This window comes from Streptomonospora sediminis (genome assembly GCF_054778995.1).
The window spans coordinates 70,452-97,307 of the sequence record NZ_BAAGYZ010000104.1 but is presented as its reverse complement, the minus strand read 5'-3'; the positions used below and the strand labels follow the sequence as shown (position 1 = coordinate 97,307).

Genomic DNA, 26,856 nt, shown 5'->3' with positions numbered 1-26,856 from the left:
CCGCCGCGGCGATCCGCTCAGGTGGGAGCCGCGGCGCAAGCCGTGCAGCCGGTGGGGGCCGGACCGGGGCGGGGACGGGGGAGCGCCGGGGGGCCGATGTGGCGCTTCTCGCTCTGGCGGAGGCCCGACAGCGCAGCCGTCCGGCTGCGGTGGGGTGGCCGTCGGCGATCAGTAAACCACCCAGCCGGCAAAACGTTGGATTTTTGGACTTTTCGCGCCAGCCGGCCCGGCGCCGGGTCAGTAGATGATGGACACGATCCGGCAGGCCGCCTCGGCGAGGCGGCCATCGCCCCGGATGCGGGCGCGCGCCCGGGCCTGGGCGGGGCCGATGGCGCGCACGCACAACCGCCAGGCGGTGGCCGCGTCCAGTTCGACCTGCGCATCGGCGGACCCGCCGGCCGGGGCTGCCATGGTCCAGGCGCCGCCGGCGGTGGCCTCCGCCGTCCAGGTGCCGCCCGCGGCGCCGGGTACCGCGATGCGCACCCGGGTGCCGGCGGCGGCCGGGGTCGCGCGCAGGGTGTGGGGCAGCGCCCGCATGAACGTATCCAGCACCACCGCCAGAACCGGTGGCGCAGCAGCACCGCCGGCCCCCTCCTCGGCGGCGCCGTCCTCGGTGGCCAGGCCGACCGCCGCGCGGATCTGCTGGCGGTGGGTCCAGTACTCGGTGAGGTCGCGGGCGCCGTCCAGCCACAGCGGGGCCGCGCCGGCCACACCGGCCCAGGAGACCGGCAGCCCCGGGGCGTGCAGGTCGCAGGACCCCCACATCGCGGCGACGCGGCGGCCGGTCAGTTCCAGGGACTCCATCAGCATGGGCGGGCTGATGCGGCGCGCGGCCTGGACCCATTCGCGGTTGGCGCGGTGGATGAAGGTTTCGAACGCTTCGCCGGGGTGGGGCCGGGGCGCGGCGGTGTGGCCGTCGCGCAGCCCCGCCAGCCGGGTGTAGTCGTCGCCGAGGATGTGGGCGGCGGTGTCGCCAACGCTCCAACCGGGCACGGCCGTGGCTCTCCACTGCTGGGGTGCCAGTCCGCCGAGCAGTTCCAGCAGCGCGGCGCGCTCGGGCGCGAACCGGTCGCGGACGTCGATGGGCGGGCCCAGGTGCGCGGTGTCCTCCACGGAGCCGACACTAGTGCGCTTTGTTGGGCCTGCCCACCCCCGCCCGCGCTCGCCGTAGCGGTGCGGCGGGCGGCTCAGGCGCCGGGGGTGATCACGATCTTGCCGCGCAGGTGGCCCTCCTCGCTGCGCCGGTGGGCGCGGGCGGTCTCCTCCAGCGGGAACGCCTGCTCGATGGGCAGGTGCAGCCGCCCCTGCTGCATCAACGGCAGCACCTCGGCGAAAACCTCCTGCAGCGGGGCGCGTCCGGTGCCGCCGCCGGAAAAGTGCACGCCGTGCTCGGCGGCGTCAGGGGCGGCGATGGTGACCACGCGCCGGGATGAGCCCGCCAGCTCCACCGAGACGGCCAACTCCCCGCGGCCCGAGGCGTCCAGGACCGCGTCGACGCCCTGGGGCGCCGCCGCGCGCAGCCGTTGGGCCAGGCCGTCGCCGTAGGTGACGGGTTCGATGCCGCGTTCGCGCAGGAAGGCGTGGTGGCGCGGGCCGGCGGTACCGATCACGGTGGCGCCGCGGGCGACCGCCAGTTGGGCGGCGACCAGCCCCACCCCGCCGGCGACCGCGTGGATCAGTACCCGGCCGCCGGTGTCCACCCCCAGCAGCCCCAGTGTGCGGTAGGCGGTTTCGGCGGGTACCGGCAGGGCGGCGGCCGTCTCGAAGGCCAACCAGTCGGGTTTGGCCGCCAACTGGTCGGCGGGGGCCAGTGCGTGGGTGGCGGCGGCGCCGTCGGCGGCTTTGCCGAAGACGGCCTGGCCCGGGCTCCACTCGTGGACATCGGGGCCCAGCGCCTCGACGGTTCCGGCCAGGTCCAGGCCGGTGCCCGCAGGCTGCTGCAGGGGGCCTTCGGCGAACGCGCCGCTGCGGATCTTCCAGTCCACGGGGTTGACGCCGGCCGCATGCACGCGCACGCGGACCTGCCCGGGGCCGGGCTCGGGCGGGGCGGTCTCGTGCAGTGCGAGTACCTCGGGGCCGCCGTAGCGGGTGTAGCGGATGGCCTGGGCCATGTCGGATCCTCCTGTGCTGGGCTCGGATGGGCGGCGGGGGCGGTGGGGGCCGCGCGCGGTCACTCGGGACCACTGTGGAACCTGAAGGCTGCTTGAGGTCAAGGGGACGTGGGCGGGATCACCACCCGCGGCCGGGCCGGGGCGGGCCGGGGCTCAGCCGCCGAGTGCGCCGGCCAGCGTGCGCAACCGGGTCGCTATCTCCTCGGGGACCCGGGCCAGTTCGACGGGGGCGCCCAGCGCCGCGATCGCCGCGACGAACTGGACCACCAGTTCGGGGGAGTCGGCGCTGAGCCGCACGGTGCAGCGCCCGGGTTGGGTGTCGGTGATCTCGCCGGGCACCGCGGCGAACAGCCCCGAGCGCACCTGCTCGGCGGAGAGGCCGACCACCAGGTGGGCCGTGTGCCGGTAGGAGGCTTCGGCAAAGGAGCGGGCGAGCATGTCGGCGGCGCCGGCACCCGGCAGCGGCCGGGGGGTGAAGTGCCGGCGGGCGGGCGCGGGCCCGTCCATGCGGTCGACGCGGAAGGTGCGCCAGTCGCCGCGGCCCGGGTCGAAGGCCAGCAGGTACCAGCGGCCTTGGGCGGTGACCAGGTGGTGGGGTTCGACGCGGCGCCGGGCGGCGGTACCGGTGCGGTCGCGGTAGTCGAAGGCGATCAGTTCGGCGTCGCGGCAGCACCCGGCCAGGACCGCCAGCACGGCCGGGTCGACGGGCACGGCGCCGCGGTGGGGCAGGGCCGCTGCCGCGCGGCCCATCGCGGCCAGCCGCGGGCGCAGCCGGGCGGGCAGCATCTGCTCCAGCTTGGTCAGCGCCCGCGCGGCGCTTTCGGCGACGCCCGAGGCGCCGCCGCCGGTGGCCGTGGCCAGGGCGATGGCGGTGGCCAGCGCCTCGTCGTCGTCCAGCAGCAGCGGCGGCAGAGCGCGGTTGCCCGAGGCGAGCCGGTAGCCGCCGGCGGTGCCGGTGGTCGCCTGGACGGGGTAGTCCAGGGCCCGCAGCCGTTCGACGTCGCGGCGCAGGGTGCGGGTGCTGGTGCCCAGCCGCTGGGCGAGTTCGGTGCCGGACCATTCGCGCCGGCTCTGCAGCAGCCCGAGCAGCCGCAGCAGCCGCCCGGGCATGTCCTTGCGGGTCGAGGTGTCCATGATGGCTCCACATTCGCACGGCTTGCGGACAAGATGTGGCCGCAAGCCTTCCTAGGGTGGCGCCATGACGCAGACGACACGCGGCGCGCAGTCCGTCGCCGCAGAACTTGACCAGCGCAGTGCCGGGGCGGTGCACACGCCCGGCGGCGGGGGATACGACCGTGCGCGCACCGGCTACCAGCTGCTGGAGCCGCACGCGCCGGCGGTGGTTGTCGAGGCCGCCGCCCGCGAGGACGTGCGCGCCGCCGTCGAGGTGGCCGCCGGGGCCGGGTGGCCGCTGGCCGTCCAGGCCACCGGGCACGGGTTGGGTGCGTCGATGCGGGGCGGGGTGCTGGTGGCCACCGGCGGTATGGACGGCGTCGCGGTGGATGCCGGTGCGGCCGCGGCGCGGGTCCAGGCCGGGGCGCCCTGGAGCAGGGTGGTCGAGGCGGCGGCGCCCTACGGTCTGGCGCCGCTGTCGGGCAGCCTGGCGTCGGTGGGCGCGGTCTCCTACACCTTGGGTGGGGGAGTGGGGCTGCTGGCGCGGCGCTACGGTTTCGCCGCCGACCATGTCCGCGCCGTGGAGGTGGTCACAGCTGAGGGCCGACTGCGCGAGGTCAGTGCCGACAGCGAGCCGGAGCTGTTCTGGGCGCTGCGCGGCGGCGGGGGCAATTTCGGGGTGGTCACCGCGATGGAGATCGGCCTGGTGCCGGTCGCCCGGGTATACGGGGGCTCGGTGTACTTCGACGTCGGTCAGGTGCCCGATGTGCTGCAGGCGTGGGGGCGCTGGACCCGATCGGTGCCCGAGGAGACGACCTCGGCGGTGACGGTGCTGCCGTTTCCTGACACGGCCGGGGTGCCCGAGGTGCTGCGCGGCCGCCATGTCGCCCAGGTCCAGATCTGCCATGCGGGGCCGGCCGAGCAGGGGCGGCGCGTGGTCGAACCGCTGCTGGAGGCGGGCGAGCCGCTGCGTACGACGCTGCGGGAGCTGGCCTATGCCGAGTCGGGGGCGGTGTTCGAGGAGCCCGACCGGCCGCACGGCTACCGGTCGCGCAACCTGCTGCTGGATGCGCTGGAGCCGGCCGCGTTGGAAGAGCTGCTGCGCCGCGGCGGGCCGGGGTCGGATCCGATGTGTGTGGTGGGGCTGCGCCACCTCGGCGGGGCGTTGGCGCGGGCCCCGCGGTCGGCCGGTGCGGTGGGTGGGCGCGGGGCCGCCTACGCGCTGGCGGTGCTCTCACCGGTGGAGCCCGGCGGCGAGCAGCGGGCGCGCGCCCGCCACGATGAGCTGCTGGCACCGTTCGCGGGGCGGGCGGTGGGGCGTTCGCTGAACTTCAGTTTCGGCCCGCTGCCGGAGGCGGAGGTGCGTGCGGCGTTCGATCCGGACACCTACCGGAGGCTGGGTGAGCTCAAGGCGCGCTATGACCCGGGCGGGGTGCTGCGGGCCGCCCATCCCATCGCACCGGCAGGGCCCGCTGCGCGCGGGCGGTAACCGGGGCCGGGCCGGCGGGCCCGTGCCGCGGGGAAGGGGCGGGGCGGAACCCACCTCTTTTCTGATTATTGCATATACAATGGGGGTGATGCCGCGGGCAGGCAGCCAGCAGCACCGGAGGTCCAGCATGCGGGAATGCCCGGGTCCGGCGCCGGACCCGGGCATTCCCGCATGCTCGTTGCCGTGCACCGCCCCGGAAAAGCGGCGACCGCCGCACCGCGCCTGCACGCCCCAAGAAAGACCGGCCCACCCCAAGGTCGAACGGATCGGGAAGGCGGTGGCCGAACACGACCGCGCCCTGGAGCAGCGTGGCCGCGGGTCGGGTCGGTAGGACTTGGTAGAACTTTTTATCAGCGCTGAGAAATCCAGGGACCGAGGTAATCACGGTCGACAAGGTCGCATGTCGGAACGCGAACCAGCACGCCATACGCGTTCGGCTGTGTCTTTGGGGAGCGCGAAGTCGGCGTCGCGGGACATCGTGTCCTGGGGGCTGAACTGTCGCGCCGTATCGACGATTTGAGGAATAAAGCCTCGAATGTCGTCGGCGTCGTCCACGGCGGTGGCGGGGTCGAGGCCGGCGTCGGACAGGCGGGCCTCGATGTGGGTCAACTTTCGGGGGTGACTTCGAACCAGCGGCGCACGGTGACCGCGATTCGGGTGAAGCTGAAACTGATGAGCATGTCGCGTCCTTGGTGACAGTGTGGTGGTGGACGTAGACGAGGTTGGGAGTGATCACCGGGTGTGCGCGCTTAGTTGCTTTGCGAGGTCGGCGAGATCCTCCGCGTAAAGGTCGAACCGGTCGGAAGGCGCAGGCGGGTCTCCGACGGGCCGGGCAACGTAGGCGGTGCGCAGCCCGACGGTCTGTGCGCCTCGGAGGTCCCAGGCATGTGCGGCGACCATGAGCAGTCGCTCGGGAGGTGCGGCGGCGGCCGTGACGGCGAGTTGATAGACGGCGGGTGCGGGCTTGTAGGTTTCGGCGTCCTCGGCGGAGAGTGCCTGGTGCCAGCGCAGGCCAGCGTGGGCATTAAGGCGAACCAGCGCGGTGCGGCTGGCGTTAGACAGCCCGATCAGCGGGAAGCGCTCAGCCAGTCGTGCCAGGCCGGCGGTGCTGTCGGGCCACGGTGACAGCCGTTGACCCGCTCGGCTCAGTGCGGCAATCGCAGCGGGGCCGGTGTTACCGACGGCGTCAGCGACGACTTGAGCGGCTTCGCGGTCGAGTGCGTCGCTGGGGGCCCAGGGTCGATCACCGTCGAGGATGCGTTGTTGCTCGCGTTCGATGTGGGTCTCCCAAAGGGCCTGCAGCCTGTCCAGGCTAGCCTCGGCGGCGGTCGGGGCGTGGTCGCGGATACCGGCGCGGATCCCGGATGGTTCGTCGACGAGCGTGCCGAGTACGTCGAATACGACGACCTTGATATCTGATGCTGACACGCGGAGCCTTTCTCGCAAGGGGCAATGCCGTGCAATTGGATAGGCGTGTGGCCTGTGGTGACTAACTGACCGGGTCGATAGTCGGCGTGGGCAATGGGGTCTAGGGCCGGCACAGCGCGGGAATCCTGACGGATCGCTGGGGCGGACTCACGGGGTGCTCTGACTCATTCGCAGTGTGCTGTCGAGTCGGTCCAGGATTTGTTCGAGGTTCGGAGTAGTGGTGGCGAAGTTGAGTCGTGCGTAGGTCGAACTGGTCAGGTCGGTGTGCTGAGTGAATTCGGCACCGGAGTTGAGGTACACGCGTGCGCGCCGGAGCAGCGCGGCCGCGGGGTCGGGTCCGAGGCCTGCGCGGGTGAAGTCGATCCAGGCGAGGTAGGTCGCCTCCGGGGGGAGGTAGCCGAGCTCAGGGTGGGTGCGGGCCCAGGCGGTGACGCGGTCGCGGTTGCGGGTAAGCAGGTCGGTGGTGGCGTGGAGCCAGTCGTGGGATTCGCGCCAGGCGGCGACGGTGGCGATGCGGCTGAGGACGCTGGGGGTGCCGAAGTAGTCCAGCGGGGCGCGGTCGAGAGCGTCGGCGGTGGGTGTGTAGCCGAGGTGAGCGACCGCGCACCGGGTGCCGGCGAGGTTGAACGCCTTCGTTGCCGACGTCGCGGTGATGGTCAGGTCTTCCACGGCCGGGTCGAGGCCGGCGAAGGGGATGTGCCGGTGCGGTAGGTAGGTGAGGTCGGCGTGGATCTCGTCGGCCAAAACGGGGATGTGGTGGTCGGTCGCGATGTCGGCCAGCCCGCGCAGCTCCGCGGCGCTGAACGTGTGCCCGGTCGGGTTGTGCGGGTTGACCAGCACGAACAGCCGAGGCCGGTCGGCGGCGAAGACGGCGTGGTGTCGGTCAAGGTCGAGTTCCCAGCCCTCTGGTGCGCGGTCGAGGTGTAGTGGCACGATCCGGCGTTGTGCGCGGTGGATCGCGGCGAGGAATGGTGGGTAGTTCGGCACGTGCAGGGCGATGGGGTCGCCGGGCTCGGTGGTGTGTTCGATGACGATCTGCAGGATCTGGATCAGGTCGCTGAACACGTGGGTGCGGCCCTCGCGGAGTTGCCATCCGTAGCGGGACCGCATGCGGTCGGTGAACGCGTCGACGACGGGGTCGCCGTCGGGCCAGTAGGGGTAGCCCAGGTCCTGGCGTTCGATGGTCTCGAGCATGCGGGCGCGGACGGGTCCGGGGATGCCGATGTCCATGTCGGCGACCCAGGCAGGTAGGACGTTGGCGTCGACGGCGGTCCACTTGGCTCCGTGGCCGGCTCGTAGCCGGGTCGGGTCGAGCTCAGGACTGGGTGGGGCACTCATGCGGTCTCCAACGGCCGGACGGGTGCGGCGGTGAGGACGTCGCGCAGGGTCTCCATCTGCCCGTGGTGCTGGGCGAGTTCTTCGAACACGTGCTGCAGCGCGCCGCCCTGGGTGAGGCGGGTGGGCGGGCCGAGGAAGTCCGCGGCGGGTTCTTGGAGCAGGAATTGCTCGGGGTGCGCGTTGGCGACGTCGGTGTGCATCTGGGCGCGCACGGTCGCGCAGCGCTCGACGAGCAGCTCGACCGGGCCGGTGGCGACGAACTCAGCGTCGCGGTCGCGGTCGATCGGACGGCCGCGGACGAACCCGCCGACCCAGGTCTCGATCACGCACAGGCAGTGGTGCAGCAGCGCGTACGGCGAGTTCGCGCCGGGGTAAGCGGACCGGTTCGCGCGCTCGTCGCCGAGCTCGACCACGATCGCGGCCATCCCGTCGAGCGCGCGATCGGTGAAGTACAGGTAGTCCTCACGGCTAAGCATGCAACTCCAATCGTCACCAGTTCAGGAGGTGACGAAGTTTGCACGATTCGGTGTCACCGGTCAAGATGGTGACGTGAGATTCGCGTTCGTGAGCGGCAGTGCGGCACTGGATCTGGCAGGCACGCTGAAGTGGCGTCGGACCGAACCGGAAGAGCTGTTGGCCGGGCCGGCCGACCTGGAGCGCTGGCTCGGCGCCTCCACCGAACTCCCTGGCGACGTCAACGTCACCCAGGACGCGTTCCGGCAGGCCATCAGCCTGCGCGAAGCGGTCTACCAGCTCGCCGCCGACCGGCTCGCCGAGCGCGGGTTCGACCGCCGAGCTCTCGACCTCGTCAACGGCCTCGCCCAAGGTGCGGGCCTGACTGTGCAGCTCAGCGACACCGGAACCCGTCGGACCGGCAGCATCGGCGCCGTCCTGGCCGAACTGGCCCGCGACGCCGTCACCGTCCTCGCCGACCGCGAGGCTCACATGAAAGAATGCGGCCGCCCCGCCTGCACTCGCATCTATCTCGATCGTTCCCGCGGAGCCCGCCGTACCTGGTGTGGCATGGACGAGTGCGGAAACCGCGTCAAGGCCGCCGCCTACCGGGCGCGCAAACGTCGCTCCGACACTGCGGCCGCCTCCTGAGTCGTCTCACGACCAACGCGGCCCCGCTTGACGTCGTCCATGTGGCGGCGTCCTTGACACGGCTGAAATCGTCACCGCCTTGACAAGTGGCGCGGCTCGCTCCGACTATTCAATGCGTCACCGCTTAGACAGGTGATGTTCGTTGATCCGCAGGGAAGCTCGCCTCGGACTCCTCATCCCTGCAGCTACCAGCGCAGCCTGTTCCTGATCATCGCCCCCGCGTGGCTTTTCGACTCGGTCGACCTCGGTGCCCTGACGCACCTGCTTGCCCCGATCAGCTCCGAGTTCGGGCTGGCCAAGCTGCAGGCTGGCCCCGTGGGCAGCGCCACCTTCGCGGGCATGTTCGTCGGCGCCTTTTCCCGCCTGCACGCGGCGCTGGAAAAGCAGCGGATGGGCTATATGCCGGCCGTGTCCTGCTCGACCGCGGTGCCCACTGCGGCGGGCCGGTTCCAGGTAGGGGAGATGGCCGATCGCTTGCCCCGGGCGGCCTGGCAGCCGGTCTCAGCCGGTGCGGGGCCCATGGGCAGCGCTTCTACGGTTGGGCGCTGACCGACCCGCAACAGCCGCAGGAACCGGGGTGCGGGCGGCGCCGGCCCGCACCCCCGCAGACGGCGCGGCCGGGTTTCGGTCCGCCCGCGCGGCAAGCGGCATAACCTCCTGGCCGGGCACACACGGGCGGATGCCCAGAGCTTTTGGCGGGCCGCGCAACCGCGCTATGGTTCCTGCGCCCCGCCCGCGCGTCCGAAAACCCGAGAACACCGTCGCACATGCCATGCTTGCTCCACGGCGCAGGTCCCCTCCACCGGGCGGAGTTCACCCGGCGGACACCGCTGGTTGGAGCAGACCCGGTACACCGGCTGTCAGCACTGCGTACGCGCACCCGGCCGGCGCCGGGCGGGCGCACCCGATGCAGGTCCACTCCCCGAAAAGACAAGGCAGCCCCCGTGAGGATTTCGGTGATCATCCCGGCCTACAACGAGGAAGCGGTCATCGGCCGCTGTCTGGACGCCCTCGTGGCCCAGACCGTGCCCGCCGCGGAGATCGTCGTCGTCGACAACAACTCCGCCGACCGCACCGCCGAGGTCGCCGAGGAGTACGCCCAACACGGGGTGCGGGTGGTGCGCGAGGCCCGCCAAGGCGCGGTCCACGCACGCAATCGCGGGTTCGACGAGGCCACCGGCGACGTGCTCGGCCGCATCGACGCCGACACCATGGTGGGCCCCGAATGGGTCGGCAAACTCGCCGAGTCCTTCGGGCCCGACCCGCGCACCGGCACGAGCCCCGACGCCGTCACCGGCCCTTCCTGGTTCTACGACATCCCGATGCGCCGCGCGGGGCTGGTGGCGCACCGGTTCTTCTGCCACCAGCTCAACCGGCTGCTGTCGGGCCACCCCATGCTGTGGGGCTCCAACATGGCCCTGAGCCGCGACTGCTGGCACCAGGTGCGTCCCCACACCTGCACCGAGCAGGGCATGTGGGAGGACCTGGACCTGGCCGTGCACCTCAACCGCCAAGGGCTGCGGGTGCGCTACGTCGACCGGCTGCGCGTCCCGGTTTCGGCCCGGCGCATCGGCGTCTCGGTCCGCGACCTCTACTCCTACCTGCGGGCCTGGCCCTACACCTACCGCCTCCACGGCCAGCGGCGGGCCGCCAACGGCGCCATGGTCTCCCTGCTCATCGGAATCGTGCTCCTGCGCCCCTGCTCGTTGCTGGTGCGCGTCCACACCCCCTACGACGGCACCCTGTCCCTCAGCCGCCTGTTCCGCCGCTCCACCACCGTCAGCCGCCCCCTGCCCTGACCGGACCGCCCCGGACGGCGCCGGCACGAGGATGCCCGCGCCGCCCGCGGCGGCCGGATCGGCGATGCCGGTGGTTTGCGTCTCGGCGCCGCCGCTGCCGAGCCTGTTGGTGCGGCGCCGCCGGGCGGCCTAGCGTCGGTGGCGGACATCCAAGCGGTTGCCCCGCGCGGTGCGGGGCGCCCGTTCGTGTATCGACCGGCCGCCGGGCGCTTGTGCGCCGGAGGCCGACCAGGGGGAGAAAACAATGGCACGGATCCTGTTCGTCATCACCGGCGCCGATCACTGGACGCTGGCCGACGGCACCAAGCACCCCACCGGCTACTGGGCCGAGGAGGTGGCCGCGCCCTACCGGGTCTTCACCGAGGCCGGCCATGAGGTGACAGTGGCCACCCCGGGCGGGGCGCGGCCGGTGGCCGACGCCGGCAGCCTGGCGCCCGAGGCCAACGGGGGCGAGGAGGGCGCCGCGGCCGTGCGCCGGACGCTGGAGCACATCGCCACCCTGCGCAGCCCGCTGCAACTGGAGGAGGTCGCACTCGGCGACTTCGACGCGGTGTTCTACCCGGGCGGGCACGGCCCCATGGAGGACCTCTCCGGCGACGCCGCCTCGGCCCGGCTGCTGGTGGCCGCGCTGGAGTCGCGCACACCGCTGGGCGTGGTCTGCCACGGCCCCGCGGCGCTGCTGGCCACGGCCCGCCCCGGCGGCGAGTCGCCGTTCACCGGCTACCGGCTGACCGGTTTCACCAACGCCGAGGAACGCCAGGCCGGCTTGGCGGACAAGGCGCCGTGGCTGCTGCAGGACCGCCTGGTGGAGCTGGGCGCCGACTTCGCCGAAGGCGAGCCGTGGGCACCCAACGTGGTGGTCGACGGTTCGCTCTACACCGGGCAGAACCCGGCGTCCTCGGCCCCGCTGGCCACCGAGATGCTCACCGCCCTGCGCTGAGGCAGCACCGCCGGAAGGGGGAAACGAAACCGGCCGGGTGCGGCAAAGCGGGCCGCCGCGCCGCACCCGGCCGGGCAAATGGCCAGGTGGTGGGATTTTCGGCGGTTACCGCGCCACAAAACGGTTACCCATAGCTATCGGCACATCGCGCACAGCAATGGAGGATTCATGGGTATTCGCCCGCTGGTCTATGCCGCCGCCATCACGGGCGCCGCCGCCTGCAGCGCGGTGGCCGGCCCCGCCCTGGGTGCCCAGACCCGCCCCGCACCGGCCATCATCACCTACGACTGCGCAAGTGTGGACTTCAACCCGGGAACCGCCGAGGCCACCGGCTACCAGTGTGTCCGCGGCGATGACGGCCCTCCGGGCACGGTCGGCTACGCCCTCTTCGACCAGGCGCAGGAAGAGGAATACGGCTGCGATGACGTGAGCACCGCCCCGGACCCCGACGGAGGGCTGGTCGTCTCCGGTACCGGCTGCGAGCGAGTGGTCGCGCCATAACCCGCACCGCCGGGGCGCTCCCAGCGGCCCGGCCCCTGGCCACCCCCCTACCGCCCGACCGGCCCGTGCGGATGCACGGCGGCGGTAGCGTCGGCGCGAAGGGTTCGGGGTGCGGGACGGGAAAGGCGGCAGGCGGTGGAGGACGACCAGAACCGGTGGGCCCGGTTGACGGGTGGCGACCAGGGGCGGCGTTATGCGGAGCGGTTCGCCGCGCTAGCCGATTCCGGTGCCGACGTGCACGGTGAGGCCCGTTTCTGCGCCGGGCTGCTGGAGCCGGGGTCGCGGGTGCTCGACGCCGGGTGCGGCACCGGGCGGGTCGCGATCCGGCTCGCCGAGATGGGCCACGCGTGTACGGGCGTGGACGCCGACGCCTCCATGCTGGACCAGGCGCGCCGCCGCGCACCGGAGATGGTCTGGGTGGAGGCCGACCTCGCCGAGGTCGGCGAGCTGGGGTTGGCGCCGGGCTTCGACATGGTGGTGGCGGCGGGCAACGTCATCCCGCTGCTTGGGCCCGGCACCGAGCCCGCGGTCGTGGCGGGGATGGCCGAACTGCTGCGGCCCGGCGGGCTGCTGGTGGCCGGATTCGGCCTCGATGCCGCCCATCTGCCGCTGGATGAGGCCCCGGTGTCGCTGGCCGACTATGACACCTGGTGCGCCGCCGCGGGGCTGGCCCCTTCCAGCCGGCACGCCACCTGGGACGGCGACGCCTACACTAGCGGCGGCTACGCCGTGAGTGTGCACCGCCGCACCTGAGGCCCGGCGCCCTGGTGCCGCGCACCGGCTCGCACGCCGCCGCGCGTTGCCTAGGCTGCGAACAGGCAGGTCGCGGCGCCGGCGCCCGCCGGGGGCGCTGGGCGGCGGCGCGGGTTTTTGGACGATTCCCACAACTGCGGCCGTGTCGGCTCCGTTGGCTGCGACATGGCTTTACCGGCCGGTAGCGGGCAAGGTTGGCCATTGCGGCCGCCGTGCCCGTTGCGGCGCTGCGCACCGCGCGGGCCGCACGGATCGGACGGGGCGGATGGTGCCGGCGGAGGGGCCTTCTGGGTCCGTTGGCCGGCTGCGCGGGGCCCGCCCGGTGCCGCCCGGTGCGGTCGGCGTTGTGTTACCTGGTCAGCCTGCCTGGCCAACCAGTGTGTCTATGAGAAGGGTGCTGTCGGGTGTTCAGTCGTGTCGCCATCGTCAACCGGGGTGAAGCCGCCATGCGGCTCATCCACGCCGTCCGGGATCTGGCAGCCCAGACCGGGGCGCGGATCGAGACCGTGGCGCTGCACACCGACGTCGACCGGGCGGCCACCTTCGTCCGCGAAGCCGACCTGTCCTATGAAATCGGCCCCGCCGCGGCGCGCCCCTACCTCGACCTGGAGGTGCTGGAGCGCGCGCTGGTGGAATCCGGCGCCGACGCCGCGTGGGTGGGTTGGGGCTTTGTCGCCGAGGACCCGGCGTTTGCGGAGCTGTGCGAGAAGGTCGGTGTGACCTTTGTCGGGCCCAGCGCCGAGGCCATGCGCAAGCTCGGCGACAAGATCGGCGCGAAGCTGATCGCCGAAGAGGTCGGCGTTCCGGTGGCTCCGTGGAGCCGCGGCGCGGTCGAAACCCTGCAGGGCGCCACCGACGCCGCCGAGCGCATCGGCTATCCGCTGATGCTCAAGGCGGCCGCCGGCGGCGGCGGGCGCGGCATCCGGGTGATCAACGGCCGCGACGAGCTCGCCGAGGCCTTTGAGCGCACCAGCCAGGAGGCCGCGCGGGCCTTCGGCAGCGGCGTGGTGTTCTTGGAGCGCCTGGTCACCGGCGCCCGCCACGTCGAGGTCCAGGTCATCGCCGACGGCCAGGGGTCGGCGTGGGCGCTGGGTGTGCGCGACTGCTCGGTGCAGCGCCGCAACCAGAAGGTCATCGAGGAGTCGTCCTCGCCGGTGCTCAGCGCAGACCAGGCGGCCGAGCTCAAGGCCTCGGCCGAGCGGTTGGCGGTGGCGGTGGGCTACCGCGGAGCGGCCACCGTCGAGTTCCTGTACCACCCCGGCGACGCGATGTTCGCGTTCTTGGAGGTCAACACCCGCCTGCAGGTCGAGCACCCCATCACCGAGTCCACCACGGGCTTTGACCTGGTCCGGGCGCAGCTGCACGTGGCCGCGGGCCACAAGCTGGAGGGCGAGGTGCCCGCCGAGCGCGGCCACGCCGTGGAGGCCCGGCTCAACGCCGAGGACCCCGACCGCGACTTCGCGCCGTGCCCGGGCCGCATCGCCCACCTGGTGCTGCCCGCCGGGCCGGGCATCCGGGTCGACACCGGTGTCAGCGAGGGCGACACCATCCCCACCGACTTCGACTCGATGATCGCCAAGATCATCGCTTATGGGCGCGACCGCGACGAGGCGCTGGCGCGGCTGCGGCGGGCCATGGCCGAGACAACCGTGGTCATCGAGGGCGGGGCGACCAACAAGAGCTTCGTTTTGGATCTGCTCAACCGGCCCGAGGTCATCGACGCCACCGCCGACACCGGCTGGATCGACCGCGTCCGCAGCCAGGGCGGGCTGGTCTCGCACCGCCACTCCGCGGTGGCGCTGGCCGCCGCCGCCATCGAAGGCTATGAGGAGGAGGAGCGCGCCGAACGGCAGCGGCTGCTGTCGACCGCGTTCGGCGGGCGCCCCCAGGTGCGCCACGACAGCGGCCGCCCGCTGGATCTGAAGCTGCGCGGCGCGGGCTACCGGGTGCGGGTGGCGCGGGTGGGCGCCCACCGGTTCCGCGTCGGGATCGAGGCGGGCACCCAGGCGCGCACCGCCGATGTCGAGCTGGACCGCTTCGACCGCCACACCGGCCATATCGTCGTCAACGGCACCCGTTACCGGCTACTGACCGGCACCCACGGCCCCACCCACCTGGTCGAGGTCGAGGGGGTCACCCACCGCGTCAGCCGCGACGAGGGCGGTGTCGTGCGCTCGCCGGCGCCGGCGCTGGTGGTGGCCACGCCGCTGGAAGCCGGCGCCGAGGTCGAGGCGGGCGCGCCGGTGCTGGTGCTGGAGAGCATGAAGATGGAGACGGTGCTGCGGGCGCCGTTCAAGGCGAAGCTGAAGGAATGCGTCGTCTCGGTGGGCAGCCAGGTCGAGACCGGTGCCCCGCTGCTGCGGCTGGAACCGCTCGGCGACCAGGCCGAGGCGGCTTCGGCCGAGTCCTCCGCCGAACTGGACCTGCCCGCCGCACCGGAGGGCGGCCCGGCCGCGCAGCGGTTCGCGCGCGGGCGCGAGGACCTGCGCAGCCTGCTGCTGGGCTTTGACGTCGACCCCCACGACGAGCGGCGGGTCCTCGACGACTACCTGGCCGCGCGCACGGCGGCGGCGACCGAGGGCCACCGGGTCCTGGACGAGGAACTGGAGCTGGTGGAGGTCTTCGCCGACCTGGCCGAGCTCAGCCGCAACCGCACCGCCGGCGAGGACGGCGGCGACAACCGCGTGCACAGCCCCCGCGAGCACTTCCACACCTACCTGCAGAGCCTGGACGTGGACCGGGCCGGGCTGCCCGAGGCGTTCCAGGCCAAGCTCGCCGCGGCGCTGGGCCACTACGGTGTCGGCGACCTGGAACGCACCCCGCAGTTGGAAGCGGCGGTGTTCCGCATTTTCCTGGCCCAGCAGCGCGCCGCCGCCGACGCCGCGGCGGTGGCGTCGCTGCTGCGCACCTGGCTGCAGGAGCCGCCGCCCGGCGAGGAGCTGCGCGAACCCGCGGGGCTGGCGCTGGAGCGGCTGGTGGCCGCAACCCAGGTGCGTTTCCCGGTGGTCGCCGATCTTGCGCGCGGGGTGGTGTTCGCCTGGTTCGGCCAGCCGCTGCTGCGCCGCAACCGCGCCCGGGTCTATGCCGGTGTCCGCAGACACCTGCGCCACCTGGACGCCCACCCCGACGCGCCCGACCGCGCTGAGCGCATCGCCGAGATGGTGCGCAGCACCGAGCCGCTGGTGCGGCTGCTGGGCCGGCGGCTGCTGCGCCACGACCCCGCCACCATGGACAACACGGTGCTGCTGGAGGTGCTGACCCGCCGCTACTACGGCAACAAGGGCCTGTCGCAGGTGCGCACCCGCCACGCGGCCGGGTGCACGTTCGTCGCCGCCCAGCGCGCCGACTCGGCCGTGGTCTCGGCCGCGGCCGGTTTCGAGGAGCTGGGTGCGGCGCTGGGAGGGCTCGCCGAACTGGCCGCCGACACCGGCCCGCTCGACGCCGACATCTACCTGGCCTGGGAGAACCAGCCCGCCGACTCCGAGGCCATGGCCCAGGCCCTGGCCGAGGTGCTGGCCGCCCACCCGCTGGGCGAGGGGGTGCGCCGGGTCACCGCCACCGTGGCGGGCCGCAGCGGCGCGGTCATGCACCACCACTTCACGTTCCGCCCCGCCCCCGCCGGCGGTATGGACGAGGACCGGCTCATCCGGGGCCTGCACCCCTACATCGCCCAGCGCATGCAGATGGAGCGGCTGGAATACTTCGACCTCACCCGGCTGCCGTCCTCCGACGAAGAGGTCTACCTGTTCGAGTGCGCGGCCCGGGAGAACCCCGCCGATGAGCGGCTCGTCGCCTTCGCGCATGTCCGCGACCTCACCGAGCTGCGCGAAAACGACGGCCGGCTGATCGCGCTGCCCACGGCCGAGGACACCCTGGCCGCCTGCCTCGACTCGATCCGGCGCGCCCGGGCGCGCCGGCCCGCCAAGAAGCGGTTGAGCACCAACCGGATCGTGGTCTATGTGTGGCCGCCCAGCCACATCACCCGCGCCGAGCTGGCGACCATCGCCGAGCGGGTGCTGCCCACCACCGCCGGCGCCGGGCTGGAGGAGATCCTGTTCATCGCCCGGCGGCGCCACCCCGACACCGGCGAACTGGTCAAAACCAGTGTGCAGGTGACCTTCGACGCCACCGGCGCCGCCGAACTGTCGGTGGGCGAGCCGCCCACCGACCCTGTCGAACCCGTCGACGGCTACCGGCAGAAGGTGTTGCGTGCCGGCAGCCGCAACACCGTCTACCCCTACGAGCTGACCGGGCTGCTCGGCGACTTCACCGAGCACGACCTCGACGGCGCCAACGCGCTGGTGCCGGTGGAGCGGCCCAAGGGCCGCAACACCGCCGCGATCGTGGCGGGCACGGTCACCACCCGCACCGGCCGCCACCCGCAGGGCGTGACCCGCGTGGTGCTGCTCGGCGACCCGACGAAGTCGCTGGGTGCGCTCTCGGAGCCGGAGTGCCGCCGCGTCATCGCCGCGATGGACCTGGCCGAGCGCATGGGGGTGCCGCTGGAGTGGTACGCGCTGTCGGCGGGCGCCCGCATCTCCATGGAGTCGGGCACCGAGAACATGGACTGGGTGGCCGCGGCGCTCAAACGCATCGTCGAGTTCACCCAGGACGGCGGCGAGATCAACGTGGTGGTGGCCGGTATCAACGTCGGCGCCCAGCCGTACTGGAACGCCGAAGCGACGATGCTCATGCACACCAAGGGCATCCTGGTGATGACCCCGGACTCGGCGATGGTGCTGACCGGTAAGCAGTCGCTGGACTTCTCCGGCGGGGTCTCAGCCGAGGACAACTTCGGGATCGGCGGCTACGACCGGGTGATGGGCCCCAACGGCCAGGCCCAGTACTGGGCGCCGAACCTGGCCGGTGCCCGCGACGTGCTGATGCGCCACTACGACCACACCTATGTGGCGCCCGGCGAGCAGGCGCCGCGGCGGGCCGCCACCACCGACCCCGCCGACCGCGACGTCAGCGACTTCCCGCACACCGTGGAAGGCAGCGACTTCACCACGGTCGGCGAGATCTTCTCGGCCGAGGCCAACCCGGAACGCAAGAAGCCCTTCGACATCCGCACCGTGATGCGGGCCGTCTCCGATCAGGACCACCCGGTGCTGGAGCGGTGGGCGAACATGGCCGGCGCCGAAACCGCGGCGGTGCAGGACGCGCACCTGGGCGGTATCCCGGTGTGCCTGCTGGGTATCGAGTCGCGGCCGGTGCAGCGGCGCGGGTTCCCACCAACGGACGGCCCCGACTCCTACACCGCGGGCACCCTGTTCCCGCGGTCGTCGAAGAAGGCGGCGCGGGCGATCAACGCGGCCAGCGGCAACCGGCCGCTGGTGGTGCTGGCCAACCTGTCGGGCTTCGACGGTTCACCGGAATCGATGCGCAAGCTGCAACTGGAGTACGGCGCCGAGATCGGCCGCGCGATCGTGAACTTCGACGGACCCATCGTGTTCTGCGTGATCTCGCGGTACCACGGCGGCGCTTTCGTGGTGTTCTCCAAGGCGCTGAACGCCGACATGACGGTGTTCGCGGTGGAGGGCTCCTTCGCGTCGGTGCTGGGCGGCGCGCCTGCCGCCGCAGTGGTGTTCTCCGGCGAGGTCAACGCCCGCACCGCGGCCGACGAGCGCGTCCGGGAACTGGAGGCGCGCGCGGCGGCCACCGCCGGCACGGACCGGGCGGCGCTGACCGCCGAACTCGACGAGCTGCGGTCGGCGGTGCGCGCCGAAAAGCTGGGCGAGGTCGCCGCGGAGTTCGACCGGGTGCACAACGTCCACCGCGCCGTGGAAATGGGATCGGTGGACGCGGTCATCACCGCCGCGGAACTGCGGCCGCGCATTATCGCCGACATCGAAGCGCGGACGGGCTGAGGCTGAGCCCCCGCTGATCCCCGCCGATCTGCGCGCTGGGGCCCACCCGCACCGAGCGGGCGGGCCCCAGCTGGATGGCCAGGGCCCGTTGAGGCCCGAGCGGTGAGGAGGGCGCGTGCGGTTCGCGCTGGAAATACTGGTCGCCGACGTGCCGGCGGAGCAGGTCGATGAGGCTCGCGGCTTCTACACGTCGAGGGCGGCCGGGCATGGTCCCCGCACGTTGGAGGAGTTGCAGCAGGCGCGAGCGGAGAGTCCTGCCCCTGGTTCCGCCGAGCCGCCTGCCACCGAAGAGGTGATCGACGCCGCCGGAGCGCGCGTCGCCGTCCGGATCTGTGCTCCCGCCGGCGCTCCGCCGCGGGGCGTCCACCTGGACATACACGGCGGCGGCTTCTACATGGGCTCCGCAGCCCGCGGTGACCACCGCAACCGCGAGCTCTCCGACGCTCTGGGCATCGCCGTTGTCAGCGTCGACTACCGATTGGCGCCCGAGCACCCCTGGCCGGCGGCACCCGACGACTGCGAAGCGGTGGCGCTGTGGCTCGTCGAAGAAGCCGCTGCCCGCTTCGGCACGTCGCGGCTGTCGGTCGGCGGAAACTCCGCGGGAGCCACCCTGGCCTTGGCGGTCCTGCTCCGCCTGAGGGACCGGGGCGCCGTCGGCCCCTTCACCGGCGCGGTGCTGCAGTTCGGGACCTACGACTTGAGCGCGCAAACCCCGGCCGGTCGCCGCATCGCCGACGAGTACTTCATCCAGGCCTACGCCGGCCACGCGGCCGACCGCGCCGTTGCCGACATCTCTCCCCTCTACGGTGATCTCCGCGGGCTTCCCCCGACGCTGCTGATCGTGGGAAGCGCCGACGTGTTGCTGGAGGACAATCTGGCGCTGGCGGGACGGTTGTCGGCGGCCGGCAACGACGTCGACCTGCGGGTCTACCCCGATGTTCCCCATGGCTTCACGGGCCACCCCACGGCGATGGCCGCCACGGCGCTTTGCTGCGCCGACTCCTGGTTGGGCGAGCGGATGGCGCAGCCGTAGGCACCGGCCGCGATCCGCGAAGGGCCGGCGAGCAGCTCCTCCGCCATCTCCGATGTGCTTTGGTGCGGTAGCAGTTCGGGCGCGCCGGCCGGCAACCAGGGTCTTCTCGCCAGGGTGTCCGGTGCCGGCAAGAGCGGATACTGCGGAGCGGGTGGAGCACCGGGGATCTCGATGAGCGCGAGCAATGGTCACTGGAGGTCGGTGCCCGCAGGTCCGTGGGCAACAAGTCCGGCCGGCCCGGTTCGGATCCGCGCTAATCTTGAAATATTTCCATTTTGCGGGTCCTTTCCTTGCTTATTCGGAATAATTCCCCGTGGCCGCTGTTGCCCGCGTGGCCCACGAAGCGGGTTGATGCACTCTTGTTTACCAAGTATCCGTGGATGAACCGGACGATCGGACATCACCGCAAGCACATCCGCGGCGTTTTCTGGTCCCACTCGGTGTCCGGTGACAACGAAAAACTGCGTGTTCCTCCGTAAGGTCTATATCGTTCCGGTGTTGGCGTTGGTATGGTGTCTGCCATTTCACAGCTCGGAGAGGAGTGGAATGAAAGGGCTCCGCATGAAACTCCGCCGGATCACGAAGATCACCGCAGCCGCCGTGGCCACCGCATTCGTCGCCGCCATCGCCACCCCCGGAACCGCCGCCGCAGCGGATTCCAAAGACGTTTGGCTCTTGGTGAACTATAACGGAGAGACCGGAACCCGTTCCTGGGTCGAGTTCAATGCCGACCCAGGAAACGGCGATCCCGGGGACGCGATCCGCGCATGCGACCGGATCAGGGACCGACACTCGGTGATCGCGGTCCTGCAGTGGAAGGTCAAGGGAAAATGGCGCCACCGGTCCATGGAAAAGCGGGAAAGCTCGGGCCCCGGATGCACATCTTGGAAAACCGGCAATATTCGCGAAGGCACCAAAGTCCGGCTCTCCGGATGTATCAAACCCTATGGGAATTGCCGGGAAAAGACCGGCTACGCTTGATGCTGCTCTTCGCTTGACCGAACCGTTCGCCTTTCCCTTCGGCGGGCGTTATCCCTAGTCGCACCGACCTGCCGCCGGGGCGGTCTCGGGGCCTGAGCCACCCTAGGCGGCTATGGCACAGGCGCAAGTGCTGCTCCAGGTCCGGGACCGCCGCCTCCCAGGCCAAGCGGGTGTAGCGGGCGATCTGCCCATCGGAGGGATTTACCGATCCTCCTCACCCCCCGTCTGCGCTTCGGGTTCGCGGCCGTTGCCGGTGAGCCCGGCCGCGGTCAGGGTGAGGTGGCGGCACAGCAGTTCGGCCGCGGTGCCGGCGTCGCGCGCCAGTGCCGCCTCCTCCAGTCGGCGGTGCTCGCCGGCGCCGTCGCGGTCGGGGTCGCGGTGCGCCGACCAGCGCCGCGCCAGTTCGCTGGCGGTCCACATCCGGTCGAACGTCTCCAGCAGGACGGGGTTGGCGCACCCCTCCAGCAGGGTGCGGTGGAAGACCCGGTGGGCTTCGGACCAGGCGCCGCTGTAGTGCTCGCCCTCCTCGGCGACGTAGGGCGGCGTGCGCGCCAGCCGGTGGTGGGCGGCGCGTACGCGCGACTCCCAGTCGATGTCGCCGCGCTCGATGGACATTCGCAGCATGGCCGGTTCGATGGTGCGGCGGGCTTCGGCGATCTCCTGCCAGCGGCGGTCGGAGAAGGCCGGGACGGCGAAGCCGCGGTTGGGCAGCCGGTCGGCAAGGCCTTCGCCGACCACCCGCAACAGCGCTTCGCGCATGACCGCCAGGCTCACGCCCTGTTCGTTGGCGAGGTCCTGGGGTTTGAGGGCGTCGCCGGGAGCGTAGTCCCCGCGCATGATCGCCTCGCGCAGGTGTGCATAGACCTGCTCGGAGCGCCCTTGCTTCTTCGGCGGGGGCGGGGTGTGGTCCGTGTGAATCATATCTCCAGTTTAGATGATCCGGTGAATAATCGATTATTAATGCTACAGTCGATTCTATGGCCGATGGGAGGGCCGCGGCCGCCGCTGCGCGGCACCGCGGGCCCGGCACCGGCCACCGCACCGCCATCCCGCAGTACGGCCGCAACGGCCGGAAAGGAACGCCGCAATGAGCGCCAACGACCCCTTCGCCCGCCTGCCCGAGGCGGCCCCGTTCACCGTCATCAGCACCACCATCACCGATGGCGCCGCGTTGTCATCGGAGCAGTTCTCCTCCGGTGTCCCCGGCGGCAAGGACGTCTCGCCGCACCTGTCGTGGAGCCGCGCCCCGGAAGGAACCCGCAGCTATGCCGTGACCGTCTACGACCCCGACGCCCCCACCGGGTCCGGGTTCTGGCACTGGGCGGTCGCCGACATCCCCGCCACCGTCACCGAGCTGCCCGAGGGCGCCGGCGACGACACCGGCTCGGGCCTGCCCGCGGGCGCCTTCCAGCTGCCCAACGACGCCCGCGCCCCCCGGTTCATCGGCGCCGCCCCGCCGGCGGGGCACGGCCCGCACCGCTACTTCATCGTGGTGCACGCCCTCGACACCGAGTCCATCGGTGTTGGCACCGACGCCACCCCGGCGGTCCTCGGCTTCACGATGGCCGGCCACATCCTCGGCCGCGCGGTCCTGACCGCCACCGCCGAAACCTTCGCCTGACGACGGTCCACCCAACGCGGTCGGTACCGCCGCCCTGTTCGTAGGGTCCGAGAACAGGGCGGCGGCGCATCACGACGCCGGCTCAGCTCCGCTCGCCGGGCCGCTGCCCCACCGCGGCTGCGCAGCGTCCGCCAGGGGGAGTGCTCCCGACCGCCGTGCCGATTGTCCTTCCTTGGAAATCATGAACCACCGCAATGGTGGCCCCGCCTGTCGGGGGCGAGCAGGGTGGAAAGTACGAAGCGTTCTCCGGTCCGGGCGCTGCAGAGACTGGCTTGCAGACGGGCGGCACGCACGCGGCGCCGCTACCGAGCCGGAGGCGGGAGGGAGCCATCATGGCGGGCGGTACAGGACACCCGGGCATGCTGACCACAGCCTTGGTACTGGGGATCGTCGGAGGCGCACTGGGCATCGTCGCGGCATTCGCAGTGCTGATCTTCGGCGGTATCGGCGCCGCATTCGAGGCTGCTGGCTACGGAGAACTCCTCGGGCTCGGCTTTGCAGCCGTGTTCATCGGCGTTGTCGGGATCGTCGGAGGAGCACTGGCACGGGGAGCGTCGAAGACGGCCGCCCTGCTGCTCCTGCTGTCGGGGCTTGCCGGGTTCATCGCCGTTTCGATGGCATGGCTGATCTCCGGGCCACTGCTGGTCGCCGGTGCGATCCTCGCCTGGTTCGGACGCGCGAAGAAGAGGCCGGCGGAGCCCGCGCCCGCCGACCCGAATCCGGTGATCCAGCGGTCCGATGGTGGTGTCCGCTCCTGAGCACGCCGGGCTTGGGCGGTGACGAGCCCGTGGGAGCACCCGGCCCGGCCGCGGGGGCTGGGCCGGTGGAACGACAGCCGCTCCTTGGCCACCGTGTCTGCTGGGTCTGGCCCGCTGAGCGCGGGCGGGGCGCTCAACCCCTGAGCGCCGCCGCGACCGCCGCCTCGGCGTGCAGCCGGGTGGTGGGGAAGACCGGGACCGGGCTGTCCTGCGGGCCGATCAGCAGCTCGATCTCGGTGCAGCCGAGGATCACGCCTTGGGCGCCGCCGGCGACAAGCCCGCCGATCACCTCGCGGTAGGCCGCGCGCGACTCCTCGCGGACGGTGCCCAGGCACAGCTCCTCGTAAATGACCCGGTGCACCAGGGCCCGCTCGCCGGGGCCGGGGACCAGCACCTCAAGACCGTGCTCGGCCAGCCTGCCCCGGTAGAAGTCCTGCTCCATCGTGAACGCGGTCCCCAGCAACCCGACCTTGCCCAGCCCTGCTGCCGCCACGGCCCGGGCGGTGGCATCGGCCAGATGCAGCAGGGGGACCGAGACCGCTGCGGCCACCGTGTCGGCGACCTTGTGCATGGTGTTGGTGCAGATCAGCACCAGATCCGCCCCCGCGGCCTCCACCGCCTGCGCCGCGTCGGCCAGGACCTCGCCCGCCCGCACCCAGTGCCCCTCGGCCTGCAACCGCTCGATCTCGGCGAAGTCGACCGAGTACAGCACGCACTTCGCCGAGTGCAGCCCGCCCAAGCGCTCCCGCGTCAGCTCGTTGATCAGCCGGTAGTACTCCGCGCTCGACTCCCAGCTCATGCCGCCGATCAGCCCGATTGTTCTCATCCGCCCACTTTTGCACAGGCGGCGCGCGCGGGGATCGTTGTGAAGGGCGGGCGGGCGGGTGGGCTGGGTGAATGGTGGGGTGTGGCCGCGGCCTGCGGGGGATCGGCCGGGCTGCGGAGCTGCAGACTACAGAGTCGTGTAGTCGGTGAGGCAGTCGAAGGAGAGGGAGGCGACCCCGAAGGCCGCCCACACGGTCAGGCCCAGCTCTTCGGCGGGGGTGTGGCCCCAGCCGTCGGACAGTGCGGCGACCAGGTGCAGGCCGCGCCGTCCCGAGATGTCGCCGGTCAGCGGCCGCAGCTCGGGCCAGCGGCGGTGCCCGGCCAGCCGGTCGGCGCGGGTGGGGCCCTCGTCGGTCACCGACACCACGGCCAGCCCCTTCGGCAGCGCACTGATGCTGACCGCGAGCGTGCCGCCGGGGTCGCCGCTGCGGGTGTGCCGGCAGGCGTTGCCGAACAGTTCGGCGACCACCAGTTCGGCGTCGTCGGCGACATCGGGGCGGACACGCAGCGCGGTGCGGACCAGCCGCCGCACCAGCGGGCATTGACCGGTCTCGCCGGGGAACTGCCGGCACTCCGAGACCCCGGCAGTGCCGGGGGCGGGGATGGGGTCGGCGGGCCTGGCGGTAGCGCCGGTGGTGGAGCCGGGAACAGGGCCGGCAGGGCCAGCGGGTTCGTAACGGGTCATGGTCAAGCCGCCTTCCTGAGGAACGGGCGCCGATGCCGCCGGTGGGCGATCGGGTTGCGCTGATGCGCCCCGGTGGGCGGGGGAACGGGCAGCGGTGCCGACACCGGCACCCCAGCGGAGGTGGAGGCCCCCGCCACCACCCCCGCCAGGTGCGCGGCAACGGCCTCCACCTGCGCAGAGTCGGCCCAGCCCCTGCGCCCCCAGACGAACCCCCACCCGCCGTGGGCGTCCTGCACCAGCACCACGGCGATGGTGCGGCCCCGGTGGCCGACGTAGAGCACGGGGTGGGAGGTGCGACCAAGCGCGAGCACGGCCGTGCCACCGAAAGAACGGACAGCGGCGGCGAGCCGGGTGAGGTGGTGGAAGCGGGTATCGCTGTGGGTGGGTGGTCGGATGCGGTGTGTGGTCTTAGCGGACATGAGGAAACCTCCTGCGCGGGTTGCCTGCACGTGCGATCATCGACTTCAATCGACTACCGACAGTAATATATGACTCAAGTCATGTCGTCAAGGTTGCAAGTGACTTAGTCAAAAACACAAGGGGTGACTAGACTGCCACGCATGCAACCCACGTACAGCCCGAGTGTTCGCCGTCGCCGGCTGCGAACACAGCTCTTGCGGTACCGGGAGCGGGCGGGCTTGACGACCGCCCAGGTAGCCAAGGAGCTGAGCTGGCCGCAGATCAAGGTTTCCCGTATCGAGAACGGCTCGAAGAAGTCGGTGAGTCCTGCGGAGCTGGATGCCTTGCTGGACTTCTACAAGGAAGACAACGCGGAGGCCCGGGCGTCGCTCCATGAGTGTGCACGGTTGGCCAAAGAACGCGGCTGGTGGAACCGGTACCGCAGCGTCATGTCCACGGCCCTGCCTGACTTCGAGAACGAAGCTTCGGTGATCAGGACATACGAATGTCAAGTGGTACCGGGGCTGCTTCAAACCCCCGACTATGCGGAGGCGGTCTTCCGCGCTGATCTCGTGCGCAGCGATGCGGAGATCAGGGAGAGGCTCTCCGCCCGGCTCAAACGACAAGAGATCCTTAGCCGGGTCGATCCGCCGATGTACTGGGCGATCATCGACGAGGCGGCGCTACGGCGCACCGTCGGTTCGCCCGAGGTCCTGAGCCAGCAATTACGGCACCTCACCCACATGGCCGCTCGGCACAACATCAATATTTACGTTCTGCCGTTCTCCGCAGGGGCGCACCCATCGACCATGGGCAGCTTCGTCATCCTCGATTTCCCTGATCCGCTGGACTCCAGCATCGGGTATGTGGAGACGTCGGTCTCCAGTTTGTACGTTGAGGAAGGTCGTGATCTCACTGAACTGAACTCCCTCTTTGGTGGTGCTCAGGGTGCTGCTCTGAGCCCGGCACGCTCACTTCAATTCATCAACGACGTCATCGAGTCCATGGAGAGTGAACCAAGTGTCTGATCAGCGAGTATGGCGAAAGGCCAGCTACAGCGGCGCCAACACCAACTGCGTCGAAGTCGCCGACCTCCCCGGCGCCGCCGCGATGCGCGACTCCAAGCACCCCGACGCCGCCCACCTCGTCTTCCCCCCGGCCGAATGGGCCGCATTCCTGCGCAGCGTGGGTGAGGCACGGCTCTAGCCGAAGGGTGAACGGCCCGGAGTGTCCGGCTGTGCCACCGCAAAACCGCAGCGCAAAAACCGGAGGTACCGCCGCGGGAGAGCGGGCTACAGTCGCCGCATGTACGAGCATGCAGACCACTTCGGGCCGGATATCGCCGCCTCCTACGACGACTCCAGCGGCGAGATGTTCGACCGCGACAACATTGAGGCGACCGCCGATGTCCTGGCGCGGTTGGCCGATGGGGGAGCCGCGCTGGAGTTGGGTATCGGAACCGGCCGCATCGCACTTCCCCTCGCCCGCCGCGGCGTCGATGTCCACGGCATCGACCTGTCCACCGCAATGGTGGAGCGGCTGCGCGCCAAACCCGGCGCCGATGCGGTCGGGGTCACCATCGGCGACTTCGCCACGACCCGCGTACCCGGCGAATACGCGCTGGTGTACCTGGTGTTCAACACGATCGGCAACGTCACCAGCCAAGATGCGCAGGTCGACTGTTTCCGCAACGCCGCCGCCCACCTGCGCCCCGGTGGGCGGTTCGTCATCGAGGTGGGGGTGCCCGAGCTGCGCCGCCTGCCGCCGGGCCAGAACATCGTGCACTTCCACACCGGCCCCGCGGAGTGGGCCTTCGACATCTACGACACCGCCACCCAGGCGATGAGCTCGAACTACGTCGAAGTCACCGGCGACGGACGCGGCAGCTACCGCTCGATCCCCTTCCGCTACGTCTGGCCGGCCGAGCTGGACCTGATGGCCCGCATCGCCGGCCTGCAGTTGGCCGAGCGCTGGTCGGGCTGGGCCGGCGAACCCTTCACCCACGAGAGCACCCGCCACGTCTCGGTCTGGCGGAAACCCGCCGACTGAAGCGGCGAACATGCAGAAATGCCCGTCTCAGCGGTGAAAGCCCGGCATTTCTGCATGAT

26 protein-coding genes are annotated in these 26,856 nt (G+C 71.6%); 15 read left to right on the top strand and 11 right to left on the bottom strand.

Annotation, left to right across the window (positions count from 1 at the left end; genetic code table 11):
- Nucleotides 1–237: 237 nt before the first annotated feature.
- From ACYVD5_RS20760 to ACYVD5_RS20750, 3 genes are all read right to left on the bottom strand, one after another.
- On the bottom strand, nucleotides 238–1,113 hold the full coding sequence (locus tag ACYVD5_RS20760) for a maleylpyruvate isomerase N-terminal domain-containing protein (protein ID WP_461002768.1): 876 nt from the start codon (nucleotides 1,111–1,113) through the stop codon (nucleotides 238–240).
- Between the two features lie 74 nt (nucleotides 1,114–1,187).
- The gene (locus ACYVD5_RS20755; RefSeq protein WP_461002767.1) at nucleotides 1,188–2,111 is read right to left on the bottom strand and encodes an NADP-dependent oxidoreductase; all 924 of its coding nucleotides are present in this window, start codon (nucleotides 2,109–2,111) and stop codon (nucleotides 1,188–1,190) included.
- A gap of 153 nt (nucleotides 2,112–2,264) precedes the next feature.
- Nucleotides 2,265–3,245 carry a helix-turn-helix transcriptional regulator gene (locus ACYVD5_RS20750; RefSeq protein ID WP_461002766.1) on the bottom strand — a complete coding sequence of 327 codons (981 nt, stop codon included), beginning with the start codon at nucleotides 3,243–3,245 and terminating at the stop codon, nucleotides 2,265–2,267.
- 64 nt (nucleotides 3,246–3,309) lie between these two features.
- On the opposite strand from ACYVD5_RS20750, the gene ACYVD5_RS20745 reads away from it, so the two are divergent.
- Nucleotides 3,310–4,713 (top strand): FAD-binding oxidoreductase, encoded by a 1,404-nt coding sequence (locus ACYVD5_RS20745; RefSeq protein WP_461002765.1) that lies wholly within the window; start codon nucleotides 3,310–3,312, stop codon nucleotides 4,711–4,713.
- A gap of 381 nt (nucleotides 4,714–5,094) precedes the next feature.
- On the opposite strand, the gene ACYVD5_RS20740 is transcribed toward ACYVD5_RS20745, so the two are convergent.
- The 4 genes from ACYVD5_RS20740 to ACYVD5_RS20725 form a co-directional block, all read right to left on the bottom strand.
- Nucleotides 5,095–5,322 carry a hypothetical protein gene (locus ACYVD5_RS20740; RefSeq protein ID WP_461002764.1) on the bottom strand — a complete coding sequence of 76 codons (228 nt, stop codon included), beginning with the start codon at nucleotides 5,320–5,322 and terminating at the stop codon, nucleotides 5,095–5,097.
- A 123-nt stretch (nucleotides 5,323–5,445) separates the two neighbouring features.
- The gene (locus ACYVD5_RS20735) at nucleotides 5,446–6,141 is read right to left on the bottom strand and encodes a haloacid dehalogenase type II (RefSeq protein ID WP_461002763.1); all 696 of its coding nucleotides are present in this window, start codon (nucleotides 6,139–6,141) and stop codon (nucleotides 5,446–5,448) included.
- A gap of 147 nt (nucleotides 6,142–6,288) precedes the next feature.
- A complete protein-coding gene (locus ACYVD5_RS20730) occupies nucleotides 6,289–7,479 on the bottom strand; it encodes a MalY/PatB family protein (RefSeq protein WP_461002762.1) in 1,191 nt (396 codons plus the stop codon).
- A complete protein-coding gene (locus ACYVD5_RS20725) occupies nucleotides 7,476–7,955 on the bottom strand; it encodes a DinB family protein (RefSeq protein ID WP_461002761.1) in 480 nt (159 codons plus the stop codon). The genes ACYVD5_RS20730 and ACYVD5_RS20725 overlap by 4 nt, the downstream gene beginning before the upstream one ends.
- A 73-nt stretch (nucleotides 7,956–8,028) precedes the next feature.
- Between ACYVD5_RS20725 and ACYVD5_RS20720 the strand changes: the two genes are divergently transcribed.
- From ACYVD5_RS20720 to ACYVD5_RS20680, 9 genes are all read left to right on the top strand, one after another.
- A complete protein-coding gene (locus ACYVD5_RS20720) occupies nucleotides 8,029–8,583 on the top strand; it encodes a CGNR zinc finger domain-containing protein (RefSeq protein WP_461002760.1) in 555 nt (184 codons plus the stop codon).
- Between the two features lie 135 nt (nucleotides 8,584–8,718).
- On the top strand, nucleotides 8,719–9,132 hold the full coding sequence (locus ACYVD5_RS20715; protein ID WP_461002759.1) for a hypothetical protein: 414 nt from the start codon (nucleotides 8,719–8,721) through the stop codon (nucleotides 9,130–9,132).
- Nucleotides 9,133–9,527: 395 nt separating this feature from the next.
- Nucleotides 9,528–10,382: a glycosyltransferase family 2 protein gene (locus ACYVD5_RS20710; protein ID WP_461002758.1), complete on the top strand. Its 855-nt coding sequence runs from the start codon at nucleotides 9,528–9,530 to the stop codon at nucleotides 10,380–10,382.
- A gap of 244 nt (nucleotides 10,383–10,626) precedes the next feature.
- Nucleotides 10,627–11,322: a type 1 glutamine amidotransferase domain-containing protein gene (locus tag ACYVD5_RS20705; protein ID WP_461002757.1), complete on the top strand. Its 696-nt coding sequence runs from the start codon at nucleotides 10,627–10,629 to the stop codon at nucleotides 11,320–11,322.
- Nucleotides 11,323–11,490: 168 nt separating this feature from the next.
- Complete coding sequence (locus ACYVD5_RS20700; RefSeq protein ID WP_461002756.1) at nucleotides 11,491–11,823, top strand: hypothetical protein; 333 nt, start codon at nucleotides 11,491–11,493, stop codon at nucleotides 11,821–11,823.
- 135 nt (nucleotides 11,824–11,958) lie between these two features.
- Entirely contained in the window at nucleotides 11,959–12,576 is a 618-nt protein-coding gene (locus tag ACYVD5_RS20695; RefSeq protein WP_461002755.1) for a class I SAM-dependent DNA methyltransferase, read from the top strand.
- 404 nt (nucleotides 12,577–12,980) lie between these two features.
- Nucleotides 12,981–18,446, top strand: coding sequence for an ATP-binding protein (locus ACYVD5_RS20690; protein WP_461002754.1), 5,466 nt, complete (start codon nucleotides 12,981–12,983; stop codon nucleotides 18,444–18,446).
- Nucleotides 18,447–18,561: 115 nt separating this feature from the next.
- Nucleotides 18,562–19,479, top strand: coding sequence for an alpha/beta hydrolase (locus tag ACYVD5_RS20685; RefSeq protein WP_461002753.1), 918 nt, complete (start codon nucleotides 18,562–18,564; stop codon nucleotides 19,477–19,479).
- Between the two features lie 546 nt (nucleotides 19,480–20,025).
- Nucleotides 20,026–20,460, top strand: coding sequence for a hypothetical protein (locus tag ACYVD5_RS20680; protein ID WP_461002752.1), 435 nt, complete (start codon nucleotides 20,026–20,028; stop codon nucleotides 20,458–20,460).
- Nucleotides 20,461–20,661: 201 nt separating this feature from the next.
- On the opposite strand, the gene ACYVD5_RS20675 is transcribed toward ACYVD5_RS20680, so the two are convergent.
- A complete protein-coding gene (locus ACYVD5_RS20675) occupies nucleotides 20,662–21,381 on the bottom strand; it encodes a GntR family transcriptional regulator (protein WP_461002751.1) in 720 nt (239 codons plus the stop codon).
- A 166-nt stretch (nucleotides 21,382–21,547) separates the two neighbouring features.
- On the opposite strand from ACYVD5_RS20675, the gene ACYVD5_RS20670 reads away from it, so the two are divergent.
- Entirely contained in the window at nucleotides 21,548–22,081 is a 534-nt protein-coding gene (locus tag ACYVD5_RS20670; RefSeq protein ID WP_461002750.1) for a YbhB/YbcL family Raf kinase inhibitor-like protein, read from the top strand.
- Nucleotides 22,082–22,440: 359 nt separating this feature from the next.
- Nucleotides 22,441–22,839: a hypothetical protein gene (locus ACYVD5_RS20665; RefSeq protein WP_461002749.1), complete on the top strand. Its 399-nt coding sequence runs from the start codon at nucleotides 22,441–22,443 to the stop codon at nucleotides 22,837–22,839.
- A gap of 133 nt (nucleotides 22,840–22,972) precedes the next feature.
- Here ACYVD5_RS20665 and ACYVD5_RS20660 read toward each other — a convergent pair whose 3' ends face one another.
- The 3 genes from ACYVD5_RS20660 to ACYVD5_RS20650 form a co-directional block, all read right to left on the bottom strand.
- Complete coding sequence (locus ACYVD5_RS20660) at nucleotides 22,973–23,665, bottom strand: aspartate/glutamate racemase family protein (RefSeq protein WP_461002748.1); 693 nt, start codon at nucleotides 23,663–23,665, stop codon at nucleotides 22,973–22,975.
- Nucleotides 23,666–23,791: 126 nt separating this feature from the next.
- Nucleotides 23,792–24,349, bottom strand: a complete 558-nt coding sequence (locus ACYVD5_RS20655) for an ATP-binding protein (protein WP_461002747.1) — start codon at nucleotides 24,347–24,349, stop codon at nucleotides 23,792–23,794.
- A 2-nt stretch (nucleotides 24,350–24,351) separates the two neighbouring features.
- Nucleotides 24,352–24,768, bottom strand: coding sequence for a hypothetical protein (locus ACYVD5_RS20650; RefSeq protein WP_461002746.1), 417 nt, complete (start codon nucleotides 24,766–24,768; stop codon nucleotides 24,352–24,354).
- 141 nt (nucleotides 24,769–24,909) lie between these two features.
- On the opposite strand from ACYVD5_RS20650, the gene ACYVD5_RS20645 reads away from it, so the two are divergent.
- The 3 genes from ACYVD5_RS20645 (at nucleotide 24,910) to ACYVD5_RS20635 (ending at nucleotide 26,797) form a co-directional block, all read left to right on the top strand.
- Nucleotides 24,910–25,776 carry a helix-turn-helix domain-containing protein gene (locus tag ACYVD5_RS20645; protein WP_461002745.1) on the top strand — a complete coding sequence of 289 codons (867 nt, stop codon included), beginning with the start codon at nucleotides 24,910–24,912 and terminating at the stop codon, nucleotides 25,774–25,776.
- Nucleotides 25,769–25,954, top strand: coding sequence for a DUF397 domain-containing protein (locus tag ACYVD5_RS20640; RefSeq protein WP_461002744.1), 186 nt, complete (start codon nucleotides 25,769–25,771; stop codon nucleotides 25,952–25,954). Before ACYVD5_RS20645 ends, ACYVD5_RS20640 begins: the two co-directional genes overlap by 8 nt.
- A gap of 99 nt (nucleotides 25,955–26,053) precedes the next feature.
- A complete protein-coding gene (locus ACYVD5_RS20635) occupies nucleotides 26,054–26,797 on the top strand; it encodes a class I SAM-dependent DNA methyltransferase (protein ID WP_461002743.1) in 744 nt (247 codons plus the stop codon).
- Nucleotides 26,798–26,856: the final 59 nt, after the last annotated feature.